Consider the following 19,332-nt stretch of genomic DNA (forward strand, 5'->3'; position numbering starts at 1 on the left):
GCTCCCTACTGCGTCGCCGCGGTCTTGTAGGCCTCGCCGCCGATCTGGTTCTTCGGCATGAAATCGAACTTGTCGATCATCACGTCCTCGACCACCTTCTGGCCATAGCGCGTGTTCACCGCCTCCTTGATCGAGGCGAGCAGCGCCGGCAGATCGTAGCGCTCGGGATTGCGGAAGTCGAAGCCCGAGACCGAGTAGACCGCGCGGAACGCCTCGTCGAGGATGATCGGATCGGGCGGCACGGCGAGCTTGGCCGCCGTCTCGCCGTCGATCGTGTAGACGAAGCGGGCGAGCACGTAGCCCTGGATCGCGTTTTCCGAGATCAGGGGAACGGCGATCGTGTCCGTCTTCTTGTAGTCGAGTCCCTCGAAATAGTCGGGTTCCTTCTGAGCCTCGACGGTCTCGCCGGAGCGCAGGGTCGCGACCGCATAGCCGGAGCCGAGCGTCACGAGGCAGACCCAGATGCCGATGCCCAGGATCTTGATCATCGAACCAGCCGCGCCCCCCCGATCGTGGCGGCGTAGGTGCCGTCCGACTCGGCATCGGTCATCGCCTGCGTGATGAGGCCGGCGACCTCGGCCGTTGCTTCCATGTGCAGTTCCAGCAGCCGGCTGTTGTCGGCGAGACGCTCGCGCAGCGTGCCGAGCCGCTCGCGCATCGCCTCGCTCGCACCCTGCGGCTCGAAGCCGCGCGCGATGCGCGACAGCTCCATGAGGCTCTGGTTCTTGCGGTTGCTGATGTCGCCGAGCCCGGTGTTGTCGCCCGAGCGGAGAGCCATCGTCTCCCCCGCCAGAACGGCTTCGAGACGGTTGATGGCCTGAGTGAGTACCGCTTCCAAGTGCCTGCCCTTTGGTCGTCCGGCCGCAGCCGTGTCGTCAAGTCGTCTTGCGGGCGGCCTGCCGCCGCCCTGCCCGGTTCGCCGATCAGGCGCCCGGTTTGTCCAGCTGAACCACCGGTCCCTCGGCTGCCGGGATCTCGGGCGCGGCCGTGCGCCCGTGCTTGGCCAGCATGTCGGCGATGCCGATGCCGCCCGAGGCCGCCATCTCGTCGCCGATGCGCTCGGCCAGCATGGATTTCCAGATCTTGCCGGCGGTGCCGGTGCCGAAGAAGGCGGTGTCCTCGCTCGGCATCATGTTCTCGATGAAGGAGCGCAGCACGAAGCTCTCGAACTTCTGCAGCGGCTCGAGTTCGCCGGAGCGCGAGGTCTGGTGGAAGAAGCGGGGATCGCTCGCCTGCGCGGTGGTCGGCGCCACGGCGCCGGTGCGCGCGGCCGCATCGACGGTGGCGGCGAAGCTCGGGCTCACCGATGCCTTCACGCCCGCCGTGTCGGATGCCGGCGCGGACGACGGGCCCTTCGCGGCGCGGGTCTGCTCGGCGCGCTCGCCCGGCTGGAGGTTGGTAACGGCGGCAACGGTCATCGGACGTGTCCCGTCGGGATGCGGAAATGGGGGTGGAAGCACCGGCGGATCGTTCGGGACCGGCGGCGACTTCGCTCTGCCTTCCCTTCTAACCGCCGCTACTTATTCGAAACTTGCGGCCCTTGAGCATCGGATGACCGATAGGACCTATCGATCGTCCGATGCTCTGGCGGCGAGATGGTCGTCGAGGGCGAGAAGCAGGTCGCTGCGCTCGCGCGCGTTGCGCTCCGCGGCCCGCGCCTTGGCGCTGGCGCGCTCCAGCCGCTTCTCGGCGGTGGCGGCGAGCTTCAGCGCCTCGCGCACGACACCCTGATGCTCGCGCGTCTTGCCGAGCGCCTCGTCGTTGCGCCGCAGCGCCGAGACCTTGGCGTCGAGGAAGAGCCCGTGCATCAGCGACTGGTTGCCGAGCGTTTCCAGCAGTTCGCGCTCGTTCTCCTGCAGGCGCTGTTCCTCTCGGACCGCCTCGGCGAGGCGCCATTCCTCCAGCTTGCGCTTCTGCTCCTGCACCGCGAGGACGCGGGCGAGCCGGTCGGCACGGCTGCCCCCGCTCATCCGAACAGGACCCAGGCGCGAAAGCCGTCGATGAAGAGGGTGAGGAAGTCGCCGACCGAGATGCCGAGGAGGACCAGCCCGCCCGCCAGCACGAAGGGCAGCGAGATGAAGTAGACCGGGATCTGCGGCGTCATCTTGTTGGCGAGGCCGATGGCGAAGTTGACCACCACGGCATAGACGACGAACGGGCTGGCGATGCGCAGGCACAGCTTGAAGGTCTCGTCGAGATTGTCGACGAGCGAGTTCAGCCCGGAGCGGATCGAGAAGCCCATCTCGACGGGCATCGCCTTGTAGGAGGCGATGAGCGCGTTGACGATCTCGGCATGGAGGTTGAGCGAGAAGATCATCACCGTCGCCGTCAGCGTGATCAGCGAGACGAGGGCCGGCACCGCCTCCTGGTCCTCCATCGGCACGCCGAGGGTCTGGCCCATGCCGATCGAGTTGGCGACGATCGAGCCCGAAAACTGCAGCGCGATCATGAAGACGCGGCCCAGCAGCCCGATGAGGAGGCCGTTGAAGAGCTCGCCCACCATCATGGCGATGCGCACGTCGTCTGCGGCGTCGCGCACCAGCGGCACGATCTGCGGCATCAGCCGGGGCGAGACGGCGAGCGCCACGGCGAAGGCGATGAAGAGGCGGACCTGCGAGGGAATGCGCACGCTCGAATAGCCGGGCAGCAGCATCAGGCAGGAGCCGATCCGGCAGAAGACGAGGAAGACCGCCAGGATCGTGGCCTCGGTCTCCGGCGTCACGAGATCGAACCCAGCGCCTTGATGTCGACGCCGCGCGCAATTTCCAGATGCGAGAGCACCGGCAGGTTGACGAAGATGCGCTCGATCATCATCCGCACGTAGGGGCGCGCATCCGGCGAGGCGACGAGCACGAAGTTCTCGCCCTGGTCGGTCTTCTCGCGGATGACCTTCGAGGCTTCCGTCGCGAACTGCTCGACGAGGCGCGGGTCGATGTCGAACTCCACCACGTCGCCCTTCGGATCGCGCTTGAGCGCCTGGTGGAAGGCGAGGTCCCAGCGGTTGCCCAGGCGCAGCACGCCGAGCTGGCCGTTATGCAGGAGATCGCCGCAGATCTGCTGCGCCATGCGGGTGCGCACGTGCTCGACGATGCGCTCGGAGCGGCGCACGTGCGGTGCGATCTCGGCGATGGCCTCGAGGATGAGCGTCAGGTTGCGGATCGAGACGCGCTCGGCCAGCAGCAGCTTCAGCACCGCCTGCAGCCCCGAATGCGACATGTGGGCCGGCACGATCTCGTCGATGAGGCGCTTGTACTCGGGCTCGAGCCGGTCGAGCAGCGCGCGCATGTCCTTGTAGGAGAGGAGATGGGCCAGATTGTTGCGCAGGACTTCCGAAAGATGCGTCAGGACGATCGACAGCGTGTCCACCGGCTCGAACCCGGCCCGGCGGGCGGCGGCGGCGAAGGTGTCGGAGATCCAGGCGGCGCGAAGGCCGAAGGCGGGCTCCTTCGTCAGGTCGTGCGGAATGTCGGGCGTCGGCGCCTCGCCGAGCACGATGAGGAGGTCGCCGAGCCGCAGCGGCTGGCTCGCCACCGTCGTGCCGTGGACCTTGATCGCATAGGACTTGGAATCGATGGAGAGATCGTCCGACAGCTTGATCTCGGGGATGACGAAGCCGTAGCGCGAGGCGAAGCGGCGGCGCATCTTCTGGACGCGGCTGGCCAGCTCGTCGCGCGAGAAGGACAGGTGCGCCGCGACCTGCTTGCCGAGCACCAGCTCGACCTCGATGATGCGAAGCGACTCCTTCACCGACTGGCGCTCGGCCTCGACGGTCCGCTCGTCCTGCTCGCGCTTGGCGGTGTGTTCGCGCTGGCGCTCGTCGGCGCGCCGGCGCGGGATGATCGTGCCGAGCGCGGCCAGACCAGCGGCGACGATCGCGAAGGGCATGAAGGGCAGGCCCGGCAGCAGCGCCAGGATACCGAGAAGCGCGGCGGCGACCATCAGCGCGCGGGGATAGTGCCCGAGCTGCGTCATGATCGCCTGCTCGGCGGCGCCGCGCGTGCCGCCCTTCGAGACGAGAAGGCCGGCAGCGAGCGACACCACGAGCGCGGGGATCTGCGTGACGAGACCGTCGCCGACCGAGAGCTTGACGAAGACGTCGGCGGCGTGGGCCGCGTCCATCTCGTGGCGGGTGACGCCGATGATGATGCCGCCGAAGATGTTGACGGCGGTGATGATGAGGCCGGCGATGGCGTCGCCGCGCACGAACTTCGAGGCACCGTCCATCGATCCGAAGAAGGAGGATTCCTCTTCCAGTTCGCGGCGGCGCGACTGCGCCTGCTTCTCGTCGATGAGGCCGGCCGAGAGATCGGCGTCGATCGCCATCTGCTTGCCGGGGATGGCGTCGAGGGTGAAGCGTGCGCCGACTTCGGCGATACGCGTGGCGCCCTTGGTGATGACGAGGAAGTTGACGGTGATCAGGATGATGAAGACGACGATGCCGATGACGAAGTCGCCGCCCATCACGAACTGCGAGAAGCCGCCGATGACGTAGCCGGCGGCGTTGTGGCCCTGGTCGCCGTTGGAGAGGATGACGCGGGTCGTCGCGATGTTCAGCGACAGGCGCAGCATCGTGGCGAGCAGCAGCACGGTCGGAAAGGCCGAGAAGTCGAGCGGGCGCTCGATCCACAGCGCCACCATCAGGATGAGGATCGACAGCGCGATCGAGATCACCAGCCCGGCATCGATGAGGAAGGCCGGGATCGGCACGAACAGCACCGCGAGCATCGCCACGATGCCGACGGCGAAGCCGATGTCGCGCATCGAGGATTTCGGCAGCGGGGGCGCGAGTTTCAGCGTGTCGACCGACATGCGGCAAGCTCCTGGGAACAAGAGGACCGGGCGGGCAAACCTCACCCGATCGTTAATGCTTTATTCTCCATCGGACTGGTGCCGGGCTGGCGGGCGTTGCCCCCCTCGCCGCCCCCTTGCGCCGCAAAACGAAAAAGGCGCCCCACCGGTCGGACCGGGGGGCGCCTGACGACGGCTCGATGCCTTCGAATACGATCAGTAGCCGTGTTCGATGCGCGAGAAGCTTTCCTGCGTGAAAGCGTAGACCTGCGCCCCGGTGAAGGACGCCGTGAAGGCGATGATGACGAAGATCGCCAGGATCTTCGGCACGAAGGTGAGCGTCACCTCCTGGATCTGCGTCAGCGCCTGGAACAGCGCAATGACGATACCCACCAGCATGGCGCCGCCGACCGCGGGGCCGCAGGCGATGACCACGGTCCAGATCGCGGACTGGACGATGTCGATGGCGTCAGCCTCGTTCATGGCTATTCGACCTTCACGCCGGTATCGAGTGTCACGGTCTTGCCGGTGGCGAGCGTGGCGATGGTGCCGTCGGAGGTGACCTGGATCGACTTGACGACGCCGGTGACCGACTTGTCGCCGGAGGTGACGGTGCGCCCGATCAGGGAGTTGGCCTGCGTCAGCGCCGTCAGCGTAGTCATCGCCTCGAGCTTCTGGTTCAGCTTGATCGACTGCTCGACGTTCGAGAACGAGGCGAGCTGGCTCATCTGCTGGGTGGGATCGGTGGGGTTCAGCGGATCCTGGTTCTTCATCTGCGCGACGAGGAGCTGCAGGAAGGCGTTGTAGTCGAGACCGGTCTTGATCTCGCTCGACGTGGCGGTGGCGGCGCTCGCGGCGCTGGCGCCCGAGACGGCGGAAATGTTGGACATGGGCTCAGCGGGCTCCAACGGCGATCGGCACGCGTGCGGGCGCTTCGACCGGGGGAAGACCGGCGCTCTCGCCGGCCAGGATGTCGTCTTCGAGGGGAATGATCGTCCGCAGGCGCTTCAGCGCCTCGAAATTGCGCTCGCGGCCCACGAGGTCGGCGACGTCCTGCAGCCCGGAGCGGATCTCGACGCCGGCGAAGGCGGCGAGCAGCGCGGGGTAGGTGCGCTCGAACACGGCGCGCGCCTCGGCGGCGCCCGCCGGGTCGATCAGCATCAGCTGGACGACGAAGTAGAGCTGGCGCAGCGGCGTGTTGGCGTCGGCGGCCTGCATCACGTGGCTTTCCAGAAGGAACGTCACGTCGTTCATGAATTCCAGATGCGTCTTGCGGTCGACGCGCATGACGGCGCCGTTGACGAAGATGCGTTCTCCCGCGCGCAGCGTGATGCGAAGGGTGGACATGGGATCAGGCCTCCAGACCGTCGCGGATCATCGTCGTGACCTCGATCATCGCCGCAAAGCTCTGGACGCGGCCGAGCCGGATGGCCTCGGCCTCGCGCATGACCCAGAGGCCGATCGAGATGAGGCCGGCGCGCAGCTCTTCGGGAAGCACGTTCTCGGGGCTGGCGAGGTCTTCCACCAGAACCGACCAGAGGTTGCGCGTCACGTGGATCGCGTCGATCGCCTCGCGCGAGCGGGGACCGGCGGCCTCGGCGCGCTTCAGCGACTCGATCATGTGGCCGAAGGCCTCGTGTTCGCGATCGCGCGCGGTCGCCGAGCTTTCCTGGGCAACCTCGGCGTAGGAGAACTGATACATTCCCATTCCTCAAAGCGGCGGGGCAATCATGCCCCCTTGTTCAGGGTTGAAGGTGATCGCCGCGGGCCAGCGCCCGCCGCCGGGGTCAGATGTAGTCGAGGATGGAAAGGCCCTGGAGCTTGCCGGTGACCGCGAAGGAGGCCTCGAGCTGGGTCTTGAGCGTGGTGATGCGCAGCGACGCCTCGGTCTGGTCGACGCCTTCGAGGTTCTCGTAGGACGCCTTGACGATGTCCTGCTGCTTGGTCAGCGCCGTGTTGGCGGCCTCGACCCGCGTCTCGCGCGCGCCGACCTCGGCCGACAGGTTGACGATGCCGGTCATGCCGCTTGCCAGCTTCTCGGCGGCGGCCTTGGCCACCACGGCGCGGGCCTCGGTGCCCATATCCGAGATCCCGAGCGCGGTGATCATCGCATAGGCCGCAGCCGTCTTGCGGATCGCCGGATCGTTGACGCTGACGGAGGTGCCGATCGTCTCGGTCTTCGAGATGCGGACCTGCGCGATGTCGCCGTCGACCTTGGAGAAGGCCGGGTTCCAGCTGGTGTCGCCGGGCGTCGTCCCCACCGCGTCGTTGAAGAGATCGTCGTAGCGATAGGTGTTGCCGCCGGCGGTGTAGCCGGTGGACGAGAAGTACTGGCTGAGCGCGTCCTTCGAGACCGTCGCCCGCGTCACCGGCGTGCCGCCCGTGCCGGCGACCGCGAGGAACGCGTCGAAGGCGGTGCTGACCGCCGCAGACCCGTCGGTCATCGGCTGAACGTCGCTCTGCGTGCCCGAGAACAGATACTGGCCGGAGTCCGAGGTGTTGAGGAGGCCGACGAACTGCTGCATGGCGTTCGTCGCCTCGGTCACCAGCGCGGCGGTGCCCGCCGGGGTGGCGACACCGGTGATGAAGGTCGACTGGAGCTTTTCGCCCGTGGCGCGCACGGCATCGAGCGTGTCCTGCGTCGACTCCAGTCGGAAGCTCACGAGCTTGTTGGATTCCAGCGTGCGCTCGATGCTCGAGTCCTGCGCCCGGTAGGTGATCGTGTTGCTCGTCAGGCGCCCGAGGGTCAGGCCGACATCGGCGTGCCGACCGCTCGTGAACTCCTTGTTGGCGTCGAGGATCTGCGACTGGATCTTCTGGATCGAGGCGCGCGAGAAATTGCTGAGGGTGAGGCTGGAGATGCTCATGTCGGATCGATCCTCGGTCAGATGGACTGGAGTAGGGCCGCCATCATCTGGTCGACGGTGGAAATGATCTTGGACGAGGCCTGAAAGGACCGCTGCAGGTCGAGGAGATGCGTCAGCTCGGTGTTGAGATCGATGCCGGTCTCGTTCGAGAGGGTCGTCTGCGTCTTCTCGAGAAGGGTCCGCTGGTAGTCGGTGTCGGCGGTCTTCTCGGCGCGTTGCGCCTGCAGCCAGCCCATCGAGGAGGCCGCGAAGACGGCGATCGAGCCCTTCGGGTCGGCGCCGGCGGCGGTGAAGGTGCGCTCGGCGTTGAGCGCCGTCTGAAGCTTCAGGATACGGCCCGAGAAGCCGGCGGCGCCCGAGCCCGCCATCGCGTCGGCCGTCGGATCGACGCCGTCGCGGATCTTTGAGGGATCGGCGATGACCGCGGCCGCGACGCTGATACGACCGGCAAGACCGGGCTTGGCGAGATCCGCGGCGGTGACGAGGTTGCCGGTGAAGCTTGCGTCGGTAAAGACGCCGGCGGTCTGCGTTCCCGCCACCGTGTGCGTCTCGGCGAAGGCCGCAATCAGCCCGCCCGCCACCGCGTCGAGCTGGGCCTGGAAGGTGACCGTCGCCTTGTCGCGCAGTTCCACGAGGCCGGCGACCTTGCCGGTGGAGATGCCCATATAGGCGTTGTCGCCGGTCACCACCGTGCCGTCGATGCGCAGGACGTTACCGGTCTGGCCGGGTGCCAGCGGATAGGTCTTGGCGAACTCGACCGGACGCGCCGTGCGGTCGAACATGGTGACGCCGGAGTCGGTGTAGATCACCACGTCGTTGTCGCCGCGCGACTGGACGTTGACGCCGACATAGGTGGCGAGCTTGGCGATCTCGATGTCGCGCTTGTCGACCTCGTCGGTGACGTCGGTGCCGCCGATCGTGCCGGACACGATCCGGCGGTTCAGCGTCTCGATGTTGCCGAGGATCTTGTTCATGTCGTCGGCGGCGAGGCTCAACTCGTCGTCGGCGTCGCGGCGGATCTGGTCGACCGTGGTGCTGGCCTGGTTGAGGCCGGTGGCGAGATTCTGTGCGGCCGAGACGGCGGCGCTGGCGAAGCCCTGGTTGCCCGGCGTCGTGGCGTAGGTCTGGAGCGCGTCGGAGAGCTTGGCGACGAGCGCGGCCGGCGAGCCGGCGGCGTCGGTGTCGCCGATCACTTCGCTGATCCGGTCGAGCCCTCCGGCCACCACGGACGAGGCCTGCACCGCGGAGGTGGTGTCCAGCATGTTGCGGAACAGGGCGCTGTTCTGCGACTGCGAGACGGAGCGCACCTCGACGCGGCCGTCCATCCCGGTGACGACGTTGGCGTATTTGCGCGTCGCGCCGGCCGCGTTCACGTTGGCGACGTTGCGCGAGACGATCGCGGTCTGCGTCTGCGTGGCGGCGAGCGAGGAGGTCGCGGTGTTGAGGGCAGACGAAAGCGTCATGGGGGGCGTCCGCGGGCAAGGAGGGGTCGTGACGGCCGGCCGTCGCTGGGGCGTGCGGCGCGGCGAAAGCGGCTACGAAGAAGAAGCGGCCGCCCGCGAACGGGCTGCCGGGCGCGTCAACGCTTGAGGTTGACGAGAACGTCCATGATTTCCGAGCCGGTCTGGAAGACCTTCGAATTGGCCGTATAGGAGCGCTGCGACTCGATCATCGTCGTCAGCTCGGAGGCGAGATCGACGGTGGAATTCTCCAGCGCGCCCGAGATCAGGTCGCCGAGACCACCCGAGCCGCCGAAGCCCATGAGCACCGTGCCGGACTCGACGCCGGCATTGTAGACGTTGCCTGCCAGCGCTTCCATGTTGTCGGGTGCCGCGACCATGGCCAACGGGATCTTGAAGAGATCGCGCGTCGTGCCCGAAGTGAAGGTCGCCGTGATCGTCCCGTTGGTGCCGATCGAGACCTTGTCGATGACCTCGGCGGGGTTGCCGTCCACCTTGGCCGCGAGCGGCAGGTAGGCCTTCGTGAAGGATGTGAAGTCGCTGACGTTCAGCTTGATGTTCTGGCCGTTGGCGCCGGACAGATCGACATTGATGAACCCGTCCCGCGCTGTCGTATTGACGGCAGCGACGGCACCTGCGGGCTTCGTCGATTGAAGGCTCGCGAGCTTGGAGGTCGACTGATCGAACGTCATCGTCGTGACGCTGAGGGCGCCTCCCGTGTAGGGAAACGGAGCCGTCGTCGAAGCGCCGGTGCCCGTGGCCGGCGAAGCGTCAGCCGCGTTGAAGATGGCGACTTCCCACTTGTCGCCTTCCGTAGCCGTCGCGTCCGCGATCTTCGTGTAATAGACGTCGAGCTTAACCGGTTTGCCCGAGTTGTCGTAGGTGGCGATCGAGCTCGACGACGTCGGGCTGACCTTCGCGCCGGCCACGGTGCTGGCAGAGGGAAGCTCGGCAGCGGCAACGATCGTGCTGCTCTTGTCGAGGTTGGCACTCAGCGTGCCCGAGGTCGTCGGGTTGGCGCTGAGAAGCGCCGCGCTCATGTTGACGTCCTTCAGGCCGGCATATCCGTTCAGCACGGCGTCGGTGCCGCCAGCCGTGACCGGGTAGCCCTGAAGCGTGAAACCGGCCGCGTTGACCAGCGTGCCGTCGGCCTGCTGCGTGAAGGAGCCGGCGCGGGTGAGGAAGTTGCCGCCGCGGCCGTCGCCGACCACGAGGAAGCCGTTGCCCTGGATCGCGAGGTCGATCTTCTTCGAGCTCGACGCGTTGGCGGTGTAGGTCAGGCCGCCCTGCTCGGAGACGAGGGTGCGCACGTTGGCATCCACGGCGCCCGAATTGTACTGGCCGCCGCTATGGGCAAGCACTTGCGACGAGAACTCGGTCGTCGTCTGCTTGTAGCCGTTGGTGTTGGAATTCGCGATGTTCTCGGATACGGCGCTGAGGCGGGTCGCCTGGGCGTTCATACCGGAAACACTCGTGCGCATTAGGCCGCCGATGCTCATGCCTGCTCCTTGTCCGCTTCTCAGATTGCACTAAAGGATAGGTCCGCAGCCTTGCCCGAAGCTGCCATCATCCAGATTAAGTTATTTAGTTTATTAAGTATTTATTAACAACTCAAAGAAAAACCCGACGCTAGGCGCCGGGTTACTTGAGTTGGGATCGATGGGGCAGGAAGGTTCGGACCAGGCTCGCGTGTCAGACGCCGATGCCGTAGCCGAGGTAGCGCTTCGACGAGACCGGATCGTAGCCGAGGCGCATCTTGAGCTTCTTGCGCAGCTTCGAGATGTGGCTTTCGATGACGTTCTCTTCGACGTTCTCGTCGAAGATGCCGTAGATGGCGCTGAACAGCTGCTGCTTGGAGACGCGGCGGCCCTTATTGGCGACCAGATATTCCAGGATGCGGCGCTCGCGGCGCGGCAGGACCATCGGCTGGCCGGCGACTTCGGCGTCGCGGCCGTCGGAGAAGACGCAGATCTCGTCGGCCGAGGTGCGGTTGCGGTCGATGGCGACCTCGCGGCGGCGGATGGCGCCGACCCGGGCCAGGATCTCCTTGACGTGGACCGGCTTGGCGACGACGTCGTCGATGCCGGCGGCAAAGAGATCGAGGGTGGAATTGAGGGCCTTCGCCTCGGCCAGCGCGATCATCGGCGCCGCGGAGCGAGACCGCACGAGGCGGGTGAAGGTGGAGCGCTCGGGGAAGTCGCCGAGCAGGAAAGCCTCGACGGCGGAGATGTCGGTGTCGGACGCGGTCTCGACCCAGTCGCGGAACTCTTCGACGCCGAACCCGGCCGAGGAAACGCCTTCCGTACCGAAGAGAGACTTGTAACCGTTCGTGACCAGCTCACGATTGTCCACAACTACGATCATCTTGGCCCCGCCGCATGTCTTGCGTTTCGTTAGGGAAAAGATAACCGCTCGGAGCCGAATCGAGCCATCCCCAAAAATCACTATAGGGTTAACGGGACGTTACGACCTTGCCTCAAACCTGATGCAATGTCAGGAGCTTGCGCCAATCTGTTAAGGCCGATTAAAGTTCCATTGGCCTTCGAAAAAACCTCTAGCGCACGCGCCTGTCGTCAAGCTTGCAGCGATGCAACCTGAACGTTTATCGCGCAAGCCTCCGACAAAGTCCGGCTGTGGCGGCGCGGCCACGCAAGGGCTGACGGGCCGATCGTCGATGAGGAAGAGCGAAGGGTTTCGAAAGGCCCGCAAGCTGCCGAAGACGAAGGCGCACGGCGCATTTCGGATGGATCGCGGCGAGCGGGCAAGGCCCGGGCACTGGATCGGTCTCGGCGGGATGAAGTCTAACGGGAGCCGCCGCAGGGTCGATGCGGAGCCGCTCGATGATCGAAGTCGGAAAGACGATGGAGAAACGGCGGGATCGGGCGGCCATGCCTGCACCGGGACCGCGACGAGCGCCATCCCGGGGCATGCGAGGACGCCGCCGGAATGGGTTCGCAGAGCGCCTAGAGAGGGGTGGGCGCCTAGAGGTAGTGGGCGCCTAGAGGTAGTGGGCGCCCGAGCGGCGTTCGAGCGACGGGATATCCCGCGCCGGCCCTTCGCCGGGCTGACGCCCGGTCTCGCCGCGCGATCCCCGCCCCGGAGCGCCCTCGCCATTCGCGCCGCGCTGCGACTGCGGATCGGAGGAGCGGGCGTCCGAACCCTGCTTGCCGCTGCCGGCGCTGCCGCTGTCGGCCGAGCGCGAGGCTGCGGGCGCGGCGTCGCGCGTCACCACGGTGATCGCGGCATCGTCGAGCGAGAAGCCGGCATGTTCGAGCACCTTGCGGAGCGTGCCGCGATCGTCGGCGAGAAGAACCGCCGTGTCGGCTTGGCTCGCGGCCAGTTCCAGCGTCAGCTTGCCGTCGGTGAGGCGCATAGAGACCTCCAGCGTTCCCAGATGCTCGGGCTGGAGCTGGATCGTCAGCGTCTTCATCGCCGCACCGCCGGCGCGCATGCGCAGATGCGCCTCGCCCGGTGCGCTGGAGGGCGTGCCGGGGGCGGCCGGGGCCGGGCCGAGGGCATCGAGGATCGGGCCGGCGACCTGCGTCGCCAAGCCGCCGGCGCCGGGCAGCGCGGGCGTCGAGGACGCTGCCGTCTTCTCGGTGCTGCGCGCCTCGGCCTTGGCGGCGGCAATGTCGGCCGCCGCGGATCCGCCACGTCCCGCGCCCGCGCCGTCGCGATCGCCGCGGCCAAGCTGCGCCAGCGCCTCGTCGAAGCGAAGGCGGACCGCCGGCGCCCCGGCCGCATCGCCCTCGTCCGTGGTGCCGCCAGTCAGCGGATCGGCCTTGGCCGCGTCCGTCGTCGCCGCGCTCTTCCTGGTGCCCTCGCCGAGCAGGGCGACGAGACGGTCGGCGCCCTCGCTCGCCAGCTTTCCGGCGACCAGCGCGTCGGAGGCCGAGGCCTTCGACGCCTCGCCCGAGACGAGCACCATGCCATCCTGATGCGGCTCGAAATGGGTTTCCATGTGGAGGACATCGAGGCGCAGTGCCTTCGTCGGCTTCGCCGTCCCTTCACCAGCCTCGCCGGTGCCGCCGGTCAGGACGGCTGCCGCACGCAGGGAGGCCGCGAGATCGGCATCGCCATCCGCCGCCGCCTCGCCGTCGCCCGCCTTGGTTTCTGCGGCGAGCCGGGCCGCGGCCTGTGCCTGCGTCCCCAGAAGGCCGAGAAGCGCCTGAAGCGTGCGGGCATCGGCGGCGGGGGTCGTCGCACCCGCGCCCTCGGTGCCCTTCGCCGCGATCTCGTCCTCGGCCGCGGGTTCGCTCGCGGTCTCGTCGGGGCTGGAGGCGTCGGCCCTGGCCTTGGCCGGATCGCCCTTCTGGCGGCCGGGAGCGGCGCCCTGCACGGCCTGGTCGAACGCCCGACCCTGCTCGCTGCGTGCGCTGTCGTCGCGCAGCGGCGATTTGGCGCCGCCGGCATCCTTGTCGATGGTCACGGACACGAGATCGATCTTCATGGTTGGGACTGCTTGAGATCCTGAGAGGCGCCGGCGATCGCCTGCTCGGCGCGCGCGAGCACGGATGGGGCGGAGGGCACGGCCGTCGGCGCGACTTCGACCGACGCGGTCTCGACCGGTGCATCGATCGAGCCGAGCACCGAATAGGCGGCGTCGAGCAGCTTGGCGTCTTCGGGATGAAGGAGGCTGCGGTCGAGCCCGTCGAGACCGGCGCGTGCGGCCTGCGGATCGGAGGTGCCGAGGCGCGAGGCGATCTCGTAGAGCCCGCCGCGCGCCCGGTCGGCGTCGGGCAGCCCGGACAGCGCGAGAGCGCGGGCCGAGGCCTGGTTGGCGAAGACGAGATTGCCCTGCACGAGGGAGCGGCGGCCCACCGCCAGGAACAGCCGGGCCTGCCGGGGATCGGGAAGCCCGGCGATGACGTCGGCCATCGAGGCCAGCGCCTTGGCGGGGTCGGCATCGGCGCGCGCGGCGAAGATCGCGCCGAAGCGGGCCTCGAAATTGGCGGCATAGGAGGATGCGGCGTAGCGGTCGAAATACTGGCGCGCCAGCCGGTCGGCGATCTCGTGCTGGCCCAGCCCGTCGACGAGCATCGCCTCCAGCCGCAGCGCGGCCTCCTCGATGAGCGTGCCGGGCGCCAGCAGCCGCGCGCGATCGAGATGGGGCACCGCGTCGGCGGGGTGATCGACCTGCGCGATCTGGCCCATCACGAGGCTGATCTGCGCTGCGAGCACCGGCTCCAGCCCGTCCAGATCCAGGGCGTTCAGCCCTTTCGAGGCGACGGCGAGATCGTTTCGCGCATAGGCGCGGGCCGCATCGACGAGCGGCGTCTGCGCCTCGTCGAAGAGCTTTTCGCGCGACAGGCGGTCGAGCACCTCGGGCGAGCCGCCGCTGAGCGTGAAGAGAATTGCGGCGCGGAAGTTGCGCGGATCCTGCCACACCGCCGGATCGGCCTCGATGAAGGTGCGCCCGAAACGGCGCAGGAGCAGCGCCTGCACGCGGATCGCCCGGTCGTTGCCGCGCGCCACCTGGTCCTGCAGGAACTGCACCGAGCGCATGACGTCGAAGGGCATGGGCGTGCGGGTGCGCGTCCATTTGGGGTCGAGCGGCGCGGCCGGGAGCGCCGCCGCCCCGGCTTCGGCCGGTGCTTCGGCCGCCGGGGCGCCGTGGCCGCCGGCGGATGCGGCCTCTTCCGCATGGGCGACGCCCGCAGCGAGGATCAGGGCAAGGGCCGCCAGTCCCGCGATCCGCTTCACGCCTTGGGTTCTTTCAGAAGGATCTCGATGCGCCGGTTGCTCGAGGCTTCCGGATCGGCGGGATCGCTCGGCTGGCGGTCGGCGACGCCTTCGATCGCCTCGACGCGATTGTCGTCGAGCCCTCCGCGCATGAGCATGTAATAGGCCATGTGGGCACGCGAGGTGGACAGGCGCCAGTTGTCGGTCTCGCCCCCGGCGCTGCCATAGGGACGCGCGTCGGTGTGGCCTCGGATGACGATCGTGCCGGGACGGTCCTTCAGGATCGCCGCGATCTTCTCCATCAGGCGGATCGCGTCGGCGGTCGGCTTGGCCGAGCCGATCTGGAACATGCCGGTGTCCAGCGTGTCGGCGAGCGAGATGGTCACGGTGCCGGTGCCGGGATCGCCGGCCTTCACCGCAACGTCGGCGACGTCGCCGGCGGGATCGCCCGCCTGGATCTGGCGTTCGAGCTTGGCGGCATCTTCGGTCGCGGCGCTGGCGGCGGTCACGGGGGCAACGGGTGCGGGCGGGGCTGCCGGAACGCTGGCGATCGTGGCGAAATCGTCGGCCACGGCCGGCTGCGTCGGCGCGGCACCGTTGGCCATGACGTTGGGCTGGAGCTGCCAGGAGGTCGGGTCGAACGGATCGCGATAGGCGTCGCCGCCGTTGAGCCCGGGAAGTCCAGAGCCGTTCGGCTTGCCCTGCGCGGTGCCCTCCTTCACGGCGGGTCCGCCTTCGGCGACGATCTCGGCGAGCACGGCATAGGGGTCGCGGAACAGCGCCTGATCCTCGCCGCCCTCGGCCGAACCGCCGACGGGCTTGCCGCCCGGCTGGCCGGGCTGGGCGTTGGGGCCGGTGGCGGGCTCGGCGGGCGCGGGTGGCTGTGTCGGCGCGACGTCGCTTTTCACGAGCCCGTCGGTCGGCGGCACGTCGCTGTTCAGCTCGATCGGGTTGAAATACTGCGCGATCTGCTTCTTCGTGGCGTCGTCCGACACCGAGGTCAGCCACATCACGAGGAAGAACGCCATCATCGCCGTCATGAAGTCGGCAAACGCGATCTTCCAGGCGCCGCCGTGATGGCCGTCCTCGATCTCGCCCGAGCGCCGGACGATGATGATCGGCTGTTCGTGGAGTGTGCCCGTGCCGCTCACGAAAGAGCCTCCTCCACGGCCTTCAGCCAGGCTGCGAGCCGCGTCTCGATGACGGTCTGGTTGGCGTCGATGCGCACGTCGGTGTGCGTCTCGTCGGCGTCGAAGGAGACGTGGCGCGCGTGGTCGCCGAGCTTGGTCTCGAGGGCGTTGAGGAGATCGCTCGGGCCGGATGCGGCGATCTTCACCGCGCTGCCGTCGAAGGCGATGGTCTTCACCGCGCCGGCAAGTTCGTCCACGGTCTGGCGCTTGCGGGCGTCGAGCACGAGCGGGCGCAGCAGCGCGTTCAGCGTCGTCTTCAGCGCGTCCTCGAACACCGCCATCTGCAGGATCACGAGGTCGGCGAGACGGTCGCCCTCGGCCTCCACCCAGACGCGGCGCGTCTCGGCGATGGCCGCGGCATGCTCGCCCAGCAGCTGCGCGCGCATCTCCTCGAGCCGCGCCTCGGTGACGCGCTCCAGATCCTGGCGGATCGTGTCGGCCTGCACCTCGCCCTCGCGGCGGGCCTCGTCCACCGCGACGTCGAGCTGCTCCTGGAAGGCGACCCGGTCGGCGGCGCGCGCCTGGCGCTCGGCCTCCAGTTCGCGCAGCGGCACGCGGGGCTCGGTGACCGGGCGCAGCGGCGCCGGGGCGGCGCGCAGCGGCATGGCCGCCGCCACGGGGCGCGAGGGAACGGTGAGCGGGGCGCTCGCCCGCGGCGCGGCCGGGGCCGGGGCCGTCTTGTAGGCGGCGGCCGGCTTCGGGGCGAGGCTCGGCGCCGCGACGCGCGGCAGGCCGGCCTCGAAGGCGCGGATCGGGGCGGGAGCCGGCCGGCGCTGGGCCTGCGGGCGCAGCGGCACGAACTCGTCGTCGGACTGGTCGGACAGAAACTGCGACAGGGGGGTCATGGCTTAGGCCGCCTCTTTCTGGTGGATCCACTGCTTGAGGATGGCCGCCGCTTGGTTCTCGTCGAAGTCGACGAGCTTCTCGAGGCGGACCTTCGGCGAGTTGGCACGGTTGCGGGTGAGTTCGTCGAGGAGGTCGTCGGAATTCGCCGCGTCGCCGTATCCGAGCGAGGCCGCCAGATCCTCCGAGAAGTTCATGGCGCCGGGGATGCCGGTGAACTCGGGCGTATCGAGCATCGGGTTGCGCAGCTCGATCGACTCGTCGCCGAGCGAGGCCATGCCGTTCTGCGAGGCCGAGGGACCGGCGATGGCGCGGATGGCGGGCTTCAGGCCGAACCAGATGACGAGCACGGCGACGACGAGGATCGTCAGCGCGTTCACCATCGTGCCGGACTGCTTCAGCACCATCTCGACGTAGCTCGGCGCGGGCACCGGCTCTAGATCCTGGCCGTTCGAGACGAAGTCCACGGCGGTGACCTCGAGCTGGTCGCCGCGGGCCTCGGTAATGCCGGCCGCCGAGGCGACGAGCGACTTCACTTCGGCGAGCGCGGTGGCGAGCTGCTCGGGCGTCGGGTTCTCGCCGAGCGTGGCGGTGAGCCGGGCGCGGTTGACGACCACGGCGACCGACAGCTTCTTCACGTCGTAGCCATCGGAGATCGTCTGCGTCGTGGTTTCGTTGATCTCGTAGTTCGTCAGCTCCTCGCGTCGGTCCTTCGCCTCCGTGGAGGAGTTGCCGGGCGTCGCCGTCTGGGGCTGGGCCTGCGGCACGTTCTGCGCGGCGGTGGCCGCGTCGGCATTGTTGGCGGTGTCGTTGGACTGACCGGTCTCGCGCACCGTGCGGGTCGAGCGCTCGACGCGGCCCTCGGGGTCGAAGATGCGCGCGTTCGTCTGCCGGCGGTCGGTGTCGAGCCGGGCGGTGACGCTCGACTGGAAGTTGCCGACGCCCAGGTACGGCGAGAGGGTGCGGCGGATCGAATCCTCGATCGAGTTGGAGACGATGCCTTCCATGCCGAGCTGCTTGGTGGTGGCGCCCGATGCCGCGTCGTCGCCCGAAGCGAGCAGCGTGCCGTCGGTGTTGAGCACCGTCACCTGATCGACCTTCATGCCGGGAATGGCGGCGGCGACGAGATGGCGGATGGCCTGCGCGTTGGCGAAGTCCTCGACCTTTTCGGTGCGGATCACGACGCTGGCCGAGGGCGGCTGCTGCTCGCGGCGGAAGGAGCCCTGCTCGGGCAGGACGATGTGGACGCGGGCGGCGCGCACGTCCTTCAGCGTCTGGATGGTGCGAGCGAGCTCGCCCTCGAGCGCCCGGACCCGCGTCACCTCCTGCATGAAGGTGGTGAGGCCCATCGAGCCCATCGTGTCGAAGAGCTCGTAGCCGGCATTGTCGGAGCGCGGCAGGCCCTTTTCGGCGAGCAGCATGCGGGCCGGCGCGGTCTGCGAGAAGTTGGTGGAGACGGTGTCTCCCGCCGCGTTCACGTCGAAGACGATGCCCGCCTCCGTCAGCGCCGAGCCGATGCGCGTCACGTCGGTCCGGTCGAGGCCGGAATAGAGCACCTCCATCGTCGGCTTGGACAGCGTGTAGGCTGCCAGACCGATGAGGGCGACGACCACGACACCCACCAGCGCGAGCGCGCCGAGCTTGCGACCGCCGAGCGCCTGGAGGTTCGAGAAGAGTTTTTGGGCCTCGGCCCGAGCGACCATCGCCATGCGCGCAATCTGCCTTCGTGAAGCGGGATAGCGGCACCTTGGGGCTTGGAGCTTGTGCGGACGTGATGACCTTACCGAATGATGAAGGATGGAGGAGTGCAGCGCACCGTGCCGCCGGCGATCGCAGCGGCCGGGGCGGGCCGAGAAAGGCGGGCGGGAGGTCCCCTCCCCTCATCGCACGGCCCCCGAACGAAAACACCCTCCGGACCTTGCGGTCCGAAGGGTGCGACGGGAGCCGGCCCCGGGTTCCGCCGACCGAAAGCCGGCCGGCGACACCTGTGGGAACCTCCTGGCCCGTTCCGTTCGATTACTGGAACAGACGCAGGATGTTCTGCGAGGACTGGTTGGCGATCGAGAGCGCCTGCACGCCGAGCGACTGCTTGACCTGCAGTGCCTGGAGCTTGGTGGACTCTTCCGACATGTCGGCGTCGATGAGGTTGCCGACGCCCTTGTCGATCGTGTCCATCAGCGTGTTGACGAACGACTTCTGCATGTCGATGCGCGAGGCGACCGAACCGAGGTTCGCAGCCGCTTCCGTCACCTTGGTGATGGCCGAGTTGACGTTCGAGATGTAGGACGACAGCACCGCCGAGATCTGCGTCTTGCTGATGGCGCCCTTCGACGTCAGGCCGTTGGCCGAGATGTCCATGTCGGCGATCGAGATCGTCGCCGCGCCGGCCACCGCCGACACTTCGCTGATCTTCAGCGTCGCGCTGCCGCCGGTCGCCGTGGAGCTGAAGGCAAGATTGCTGCCGCTCAGGGCGACCGTCGCCTGGACGCCGGCCTTGGTCAA

Annotated in this window: 20 protein-coding genes; all 20 read right to left on the reverse strand. The window is 68.2% G+C overall.

The features are described from left to right. Positions 1-5 precede the first annotated feature (5 nt). Positions 6-488, reverse strand: a complete 483-nt coding sequence (locus AUL33_RS20000) for a hypothetical protein (protein WP_062212621.1) — start codon at positions 486-488, stop codon at positions 6-8. Then, a complete protein-coding gene (locus AUL33_RS20005; protein WP_156419513.1) occupies positions 485-778 on the reverse strand; it encodes a flagellar protein FlgN in 294 nt (97 codons plus the stop codon). The genes AUL33_RS20000 and AUL33_RS20005 overlap by 4 nt, the downstream gene beginning before the upstream one ends. Positions 779-923: 145 nt before the next feature. After that, entirely contained in the window at positions 924-1,418 is a 495-nt protein-coding gene (locus tag AUL33_RS20010; protein WP_062212627.1) for a rod-binding protein, read from the reverse strand. Positions 1,419-1,565: 147 nt separating this feature from the next. Next, entirely contained in the window at positions 1,566-1,970 is a 405-nt protein-coding gene (locus tag AUL33_RS20015) for a hypothetical protein (RefSeq protein WP_062212630.1), read from the reverse strand. Further along, positions 1,967-2,722, reverse strand: coding sequence for a flagellar biosynthetic protein FliR (locus tag AUL33_RS20020; protein WP_062212633.1), 756 nt, complete (start codon positions 2,720-2,722; stop codon positions 1,967-1,969). The genes AUL33_RS20015 and AUL33_RS20020 overlap by 4 nt, the downstream gene beginning before the upstream one ends. Further along, positions 2,719-4,809, reverse strand: coding sequence for a flagellar biosynthesis protein FlhA (flhA, locus tag AUL33_RS20025; RefSeq protein WP_062212636.1), 2,091 nt, complete (start codon positions 4,807-4,809; stop codon positions 2,719-2,721). Before flhA ends, AUL33_RS20020 begins: the two co-directional genes overlap by 4 nt. 195 nt (positions 4,810-5,004) lie before the next feature. Beyond that, positions 5,005-5,271, reverse strand: a complete 267-nt coding sequence (gene fliQ, locus AUL33_RS20030) for a flagellar biosynthesis protein FliQ (RefSeq protein ID WP_062212639.1) — start codon at positions 5,269-5,271, stop codon at positions 5,005-5,007. A gap of 2 nt (positions 5,272-5,273) precedes the next feature. Further along, positions 5,274-5,678 carry a flagellar hook assembly protein FlgD gene (gene flgD, locus AUL33_RS20035; RefSeq protein WP_062212642.1) on the reverse strand — a complete coding sequence of 135 codons (405 nt, stop codon included), beginning with the start codon at positions 5,676-5,678 and terminating at the stop codon, positions 5,274-5,276. A gap of 4 nt (positions 5,679-5,682) precedes the next feature. Next, positions 5,683-6,135: a flagellar biosynthesis repressor FlbT gene (gene flbT, locus AUL33_RS20040; protein ID WP_062212644.1), complete on the reverse strand. Its 453-nt coding sequence runs from the start codon at positions 6,133-6,135 to the stop codon at positions 5,683-5,685. Positions 6,136-6,139: 4 nt separating this feature from the next. Further along, positions 6,140-6,490 (reverse strand): flagellar biosynthesis regulator FlaF, encoded by a 351-nt coding sequence (gene flaF, locus AUL33_RS20045; RefSeq protein WP_062212648.1) that lies wholly within the window; start codon positions 6,488-6,490, stop codon positions 6,140-6,142. A gap of 85 nt (positions 6,491-6,575) precedes the next feature. After that, positions 6,576-7,655 carry a flagellar hook-associated family protein gene (locus AUL33_RS20050; protein ID WP_062212650.1) on the reverse strand — a complete coding sequence of 360 codons (1,080 nt, stop codon included), beginning with the start codon at positions 7,653-7,655 and terminating at the stop codon, positions 6,576-6,578. A 17-nt stretch (positions 7,656-7,672) separates the two neighbouring features. Continuing rightward, positions 7,673-9,118 (reverse strand): flagellar hook-associated protein FlgK, encoded by a 1,446-nt coding sequence (gene flgK, locus AUL33_RS20055; protein ID WP_062212653.1) that lies wholly within the window; start codon positions 9,116-9,118, stop codon positions 7,673-7,675. A gap of 116 nt (positions 9,119-9,234) precedes the next feature. Beyond that, positions 9,235-10,614 carry a flagellar hook protein FlgE gene (locus tag AUL33_RS20060; RefSeq protein ID WP_082652767.1) on the reverse strand — a complete coding sequence of 460 codons (1,380 nt, stop codon included), beginning with the start codon at positions 10,612-10,614 and terminating at the stop codon, positions 9,235-9,237. Positions 10,615-10,807: 193 nt separating this feature from the next. Next, the gene (locus AUL33_RS20065) at positions 10,808-11,479 is read right to left on the reverse strand and encodes a response regulator transcription factor (protein WP_062212658.1); all 672 of its coding nucleotides are present in this window, start codon (positions 11,477-11,479) and stop codon (positions 10,808-10,810) included. Positions 11,480-12,113: 634 nt separating this feature from the next. Then, positions 12,114-13,565, reverse strand: a complete 1,452-nt coding sequence (locus AUL33_RS20070) for a flagellar hook-length control protein FliK (RefSeq protein WP_062212661.1) — start codon at positions 13,563-13,565, stop codon at positions 12,114-12,116. After that, positions 13,562-14,818 (reverse strand): hypothetical protein, encoded by a 1,257-nt coding sequence (locus AUL33_RS20075; protein WP_062212664.1) that lies wholly within the window; start codon positions 14,816-14,818, stop codon positions 13,562-13,564. The genes AUL33_RS20070 and AUL33_RS20075 overlap by 4 nt, the downstream gene beginning before the upstream one ends. Then, positions 14,815-15,948 carry a flagellar motor protein MotB gene (locus AUL33_RS20080; RefSeq protein WP_062212666.1) on the reverse strand — a complete coding sequence of 378 codons (1,134 nt, stop codon included), beginning with the start codon at positions 15,946-15,948 and terminating at the stop codon, positions 14,815-14,817. The genes AUL33_RS20075 and AUL33_RS20080 overlap by 4 nt, the downstream gene beginning before the upstream one ends. Continuing rightward, the gene (locus tag AUL33_RS20085; protein WP_062212669.1) at positions 15,945-16,832 is read right to left on the reverse strand and encodes a hypothetical protein; all 888 of its coding nucleotides are present in this window, start codon (positions 16,830-16,832) and stop codon (positions 15,945-15,947) included. The genes AUL33_RS20080 and AUL33_RS20085 overlap by 4 nt, the downstream gene beginning before the upstream one ends. A gap of 3 nt (positions 16,833-16,835) precedes the next feature. Continuing rightward, on the reverse strand, positions 16,836-18,533 hold the full coding sequence (gene fliF, locus AUL33_RS20090; RefSeq protein WP_062212690.1) for a flagellar basal-body MS-ring/collar protein FliF: 1,698 nt from the start codon (positions 18,531-18,533) through the stop codon (positions 16,836-16,838). A 313-nt stretch (positions 18,534-18,846) separates the two neighbouring features. Beyond that, the coding region (locus AUL33_RS20095) for a flagellin (protein WP_280137842.1) at positions 18,847-19,332 on the reverse strand (486 nt) is incomplete at its 5' end.

It is taken from the genome of Aureimonas sp. AU12, assembly GCF_001463705.1.
Lineage (GTDB): Bacteria > Pseudomonadota > Alphaproteobacteria > Rhizobiales > Rhizobiaceae > Aureimonas.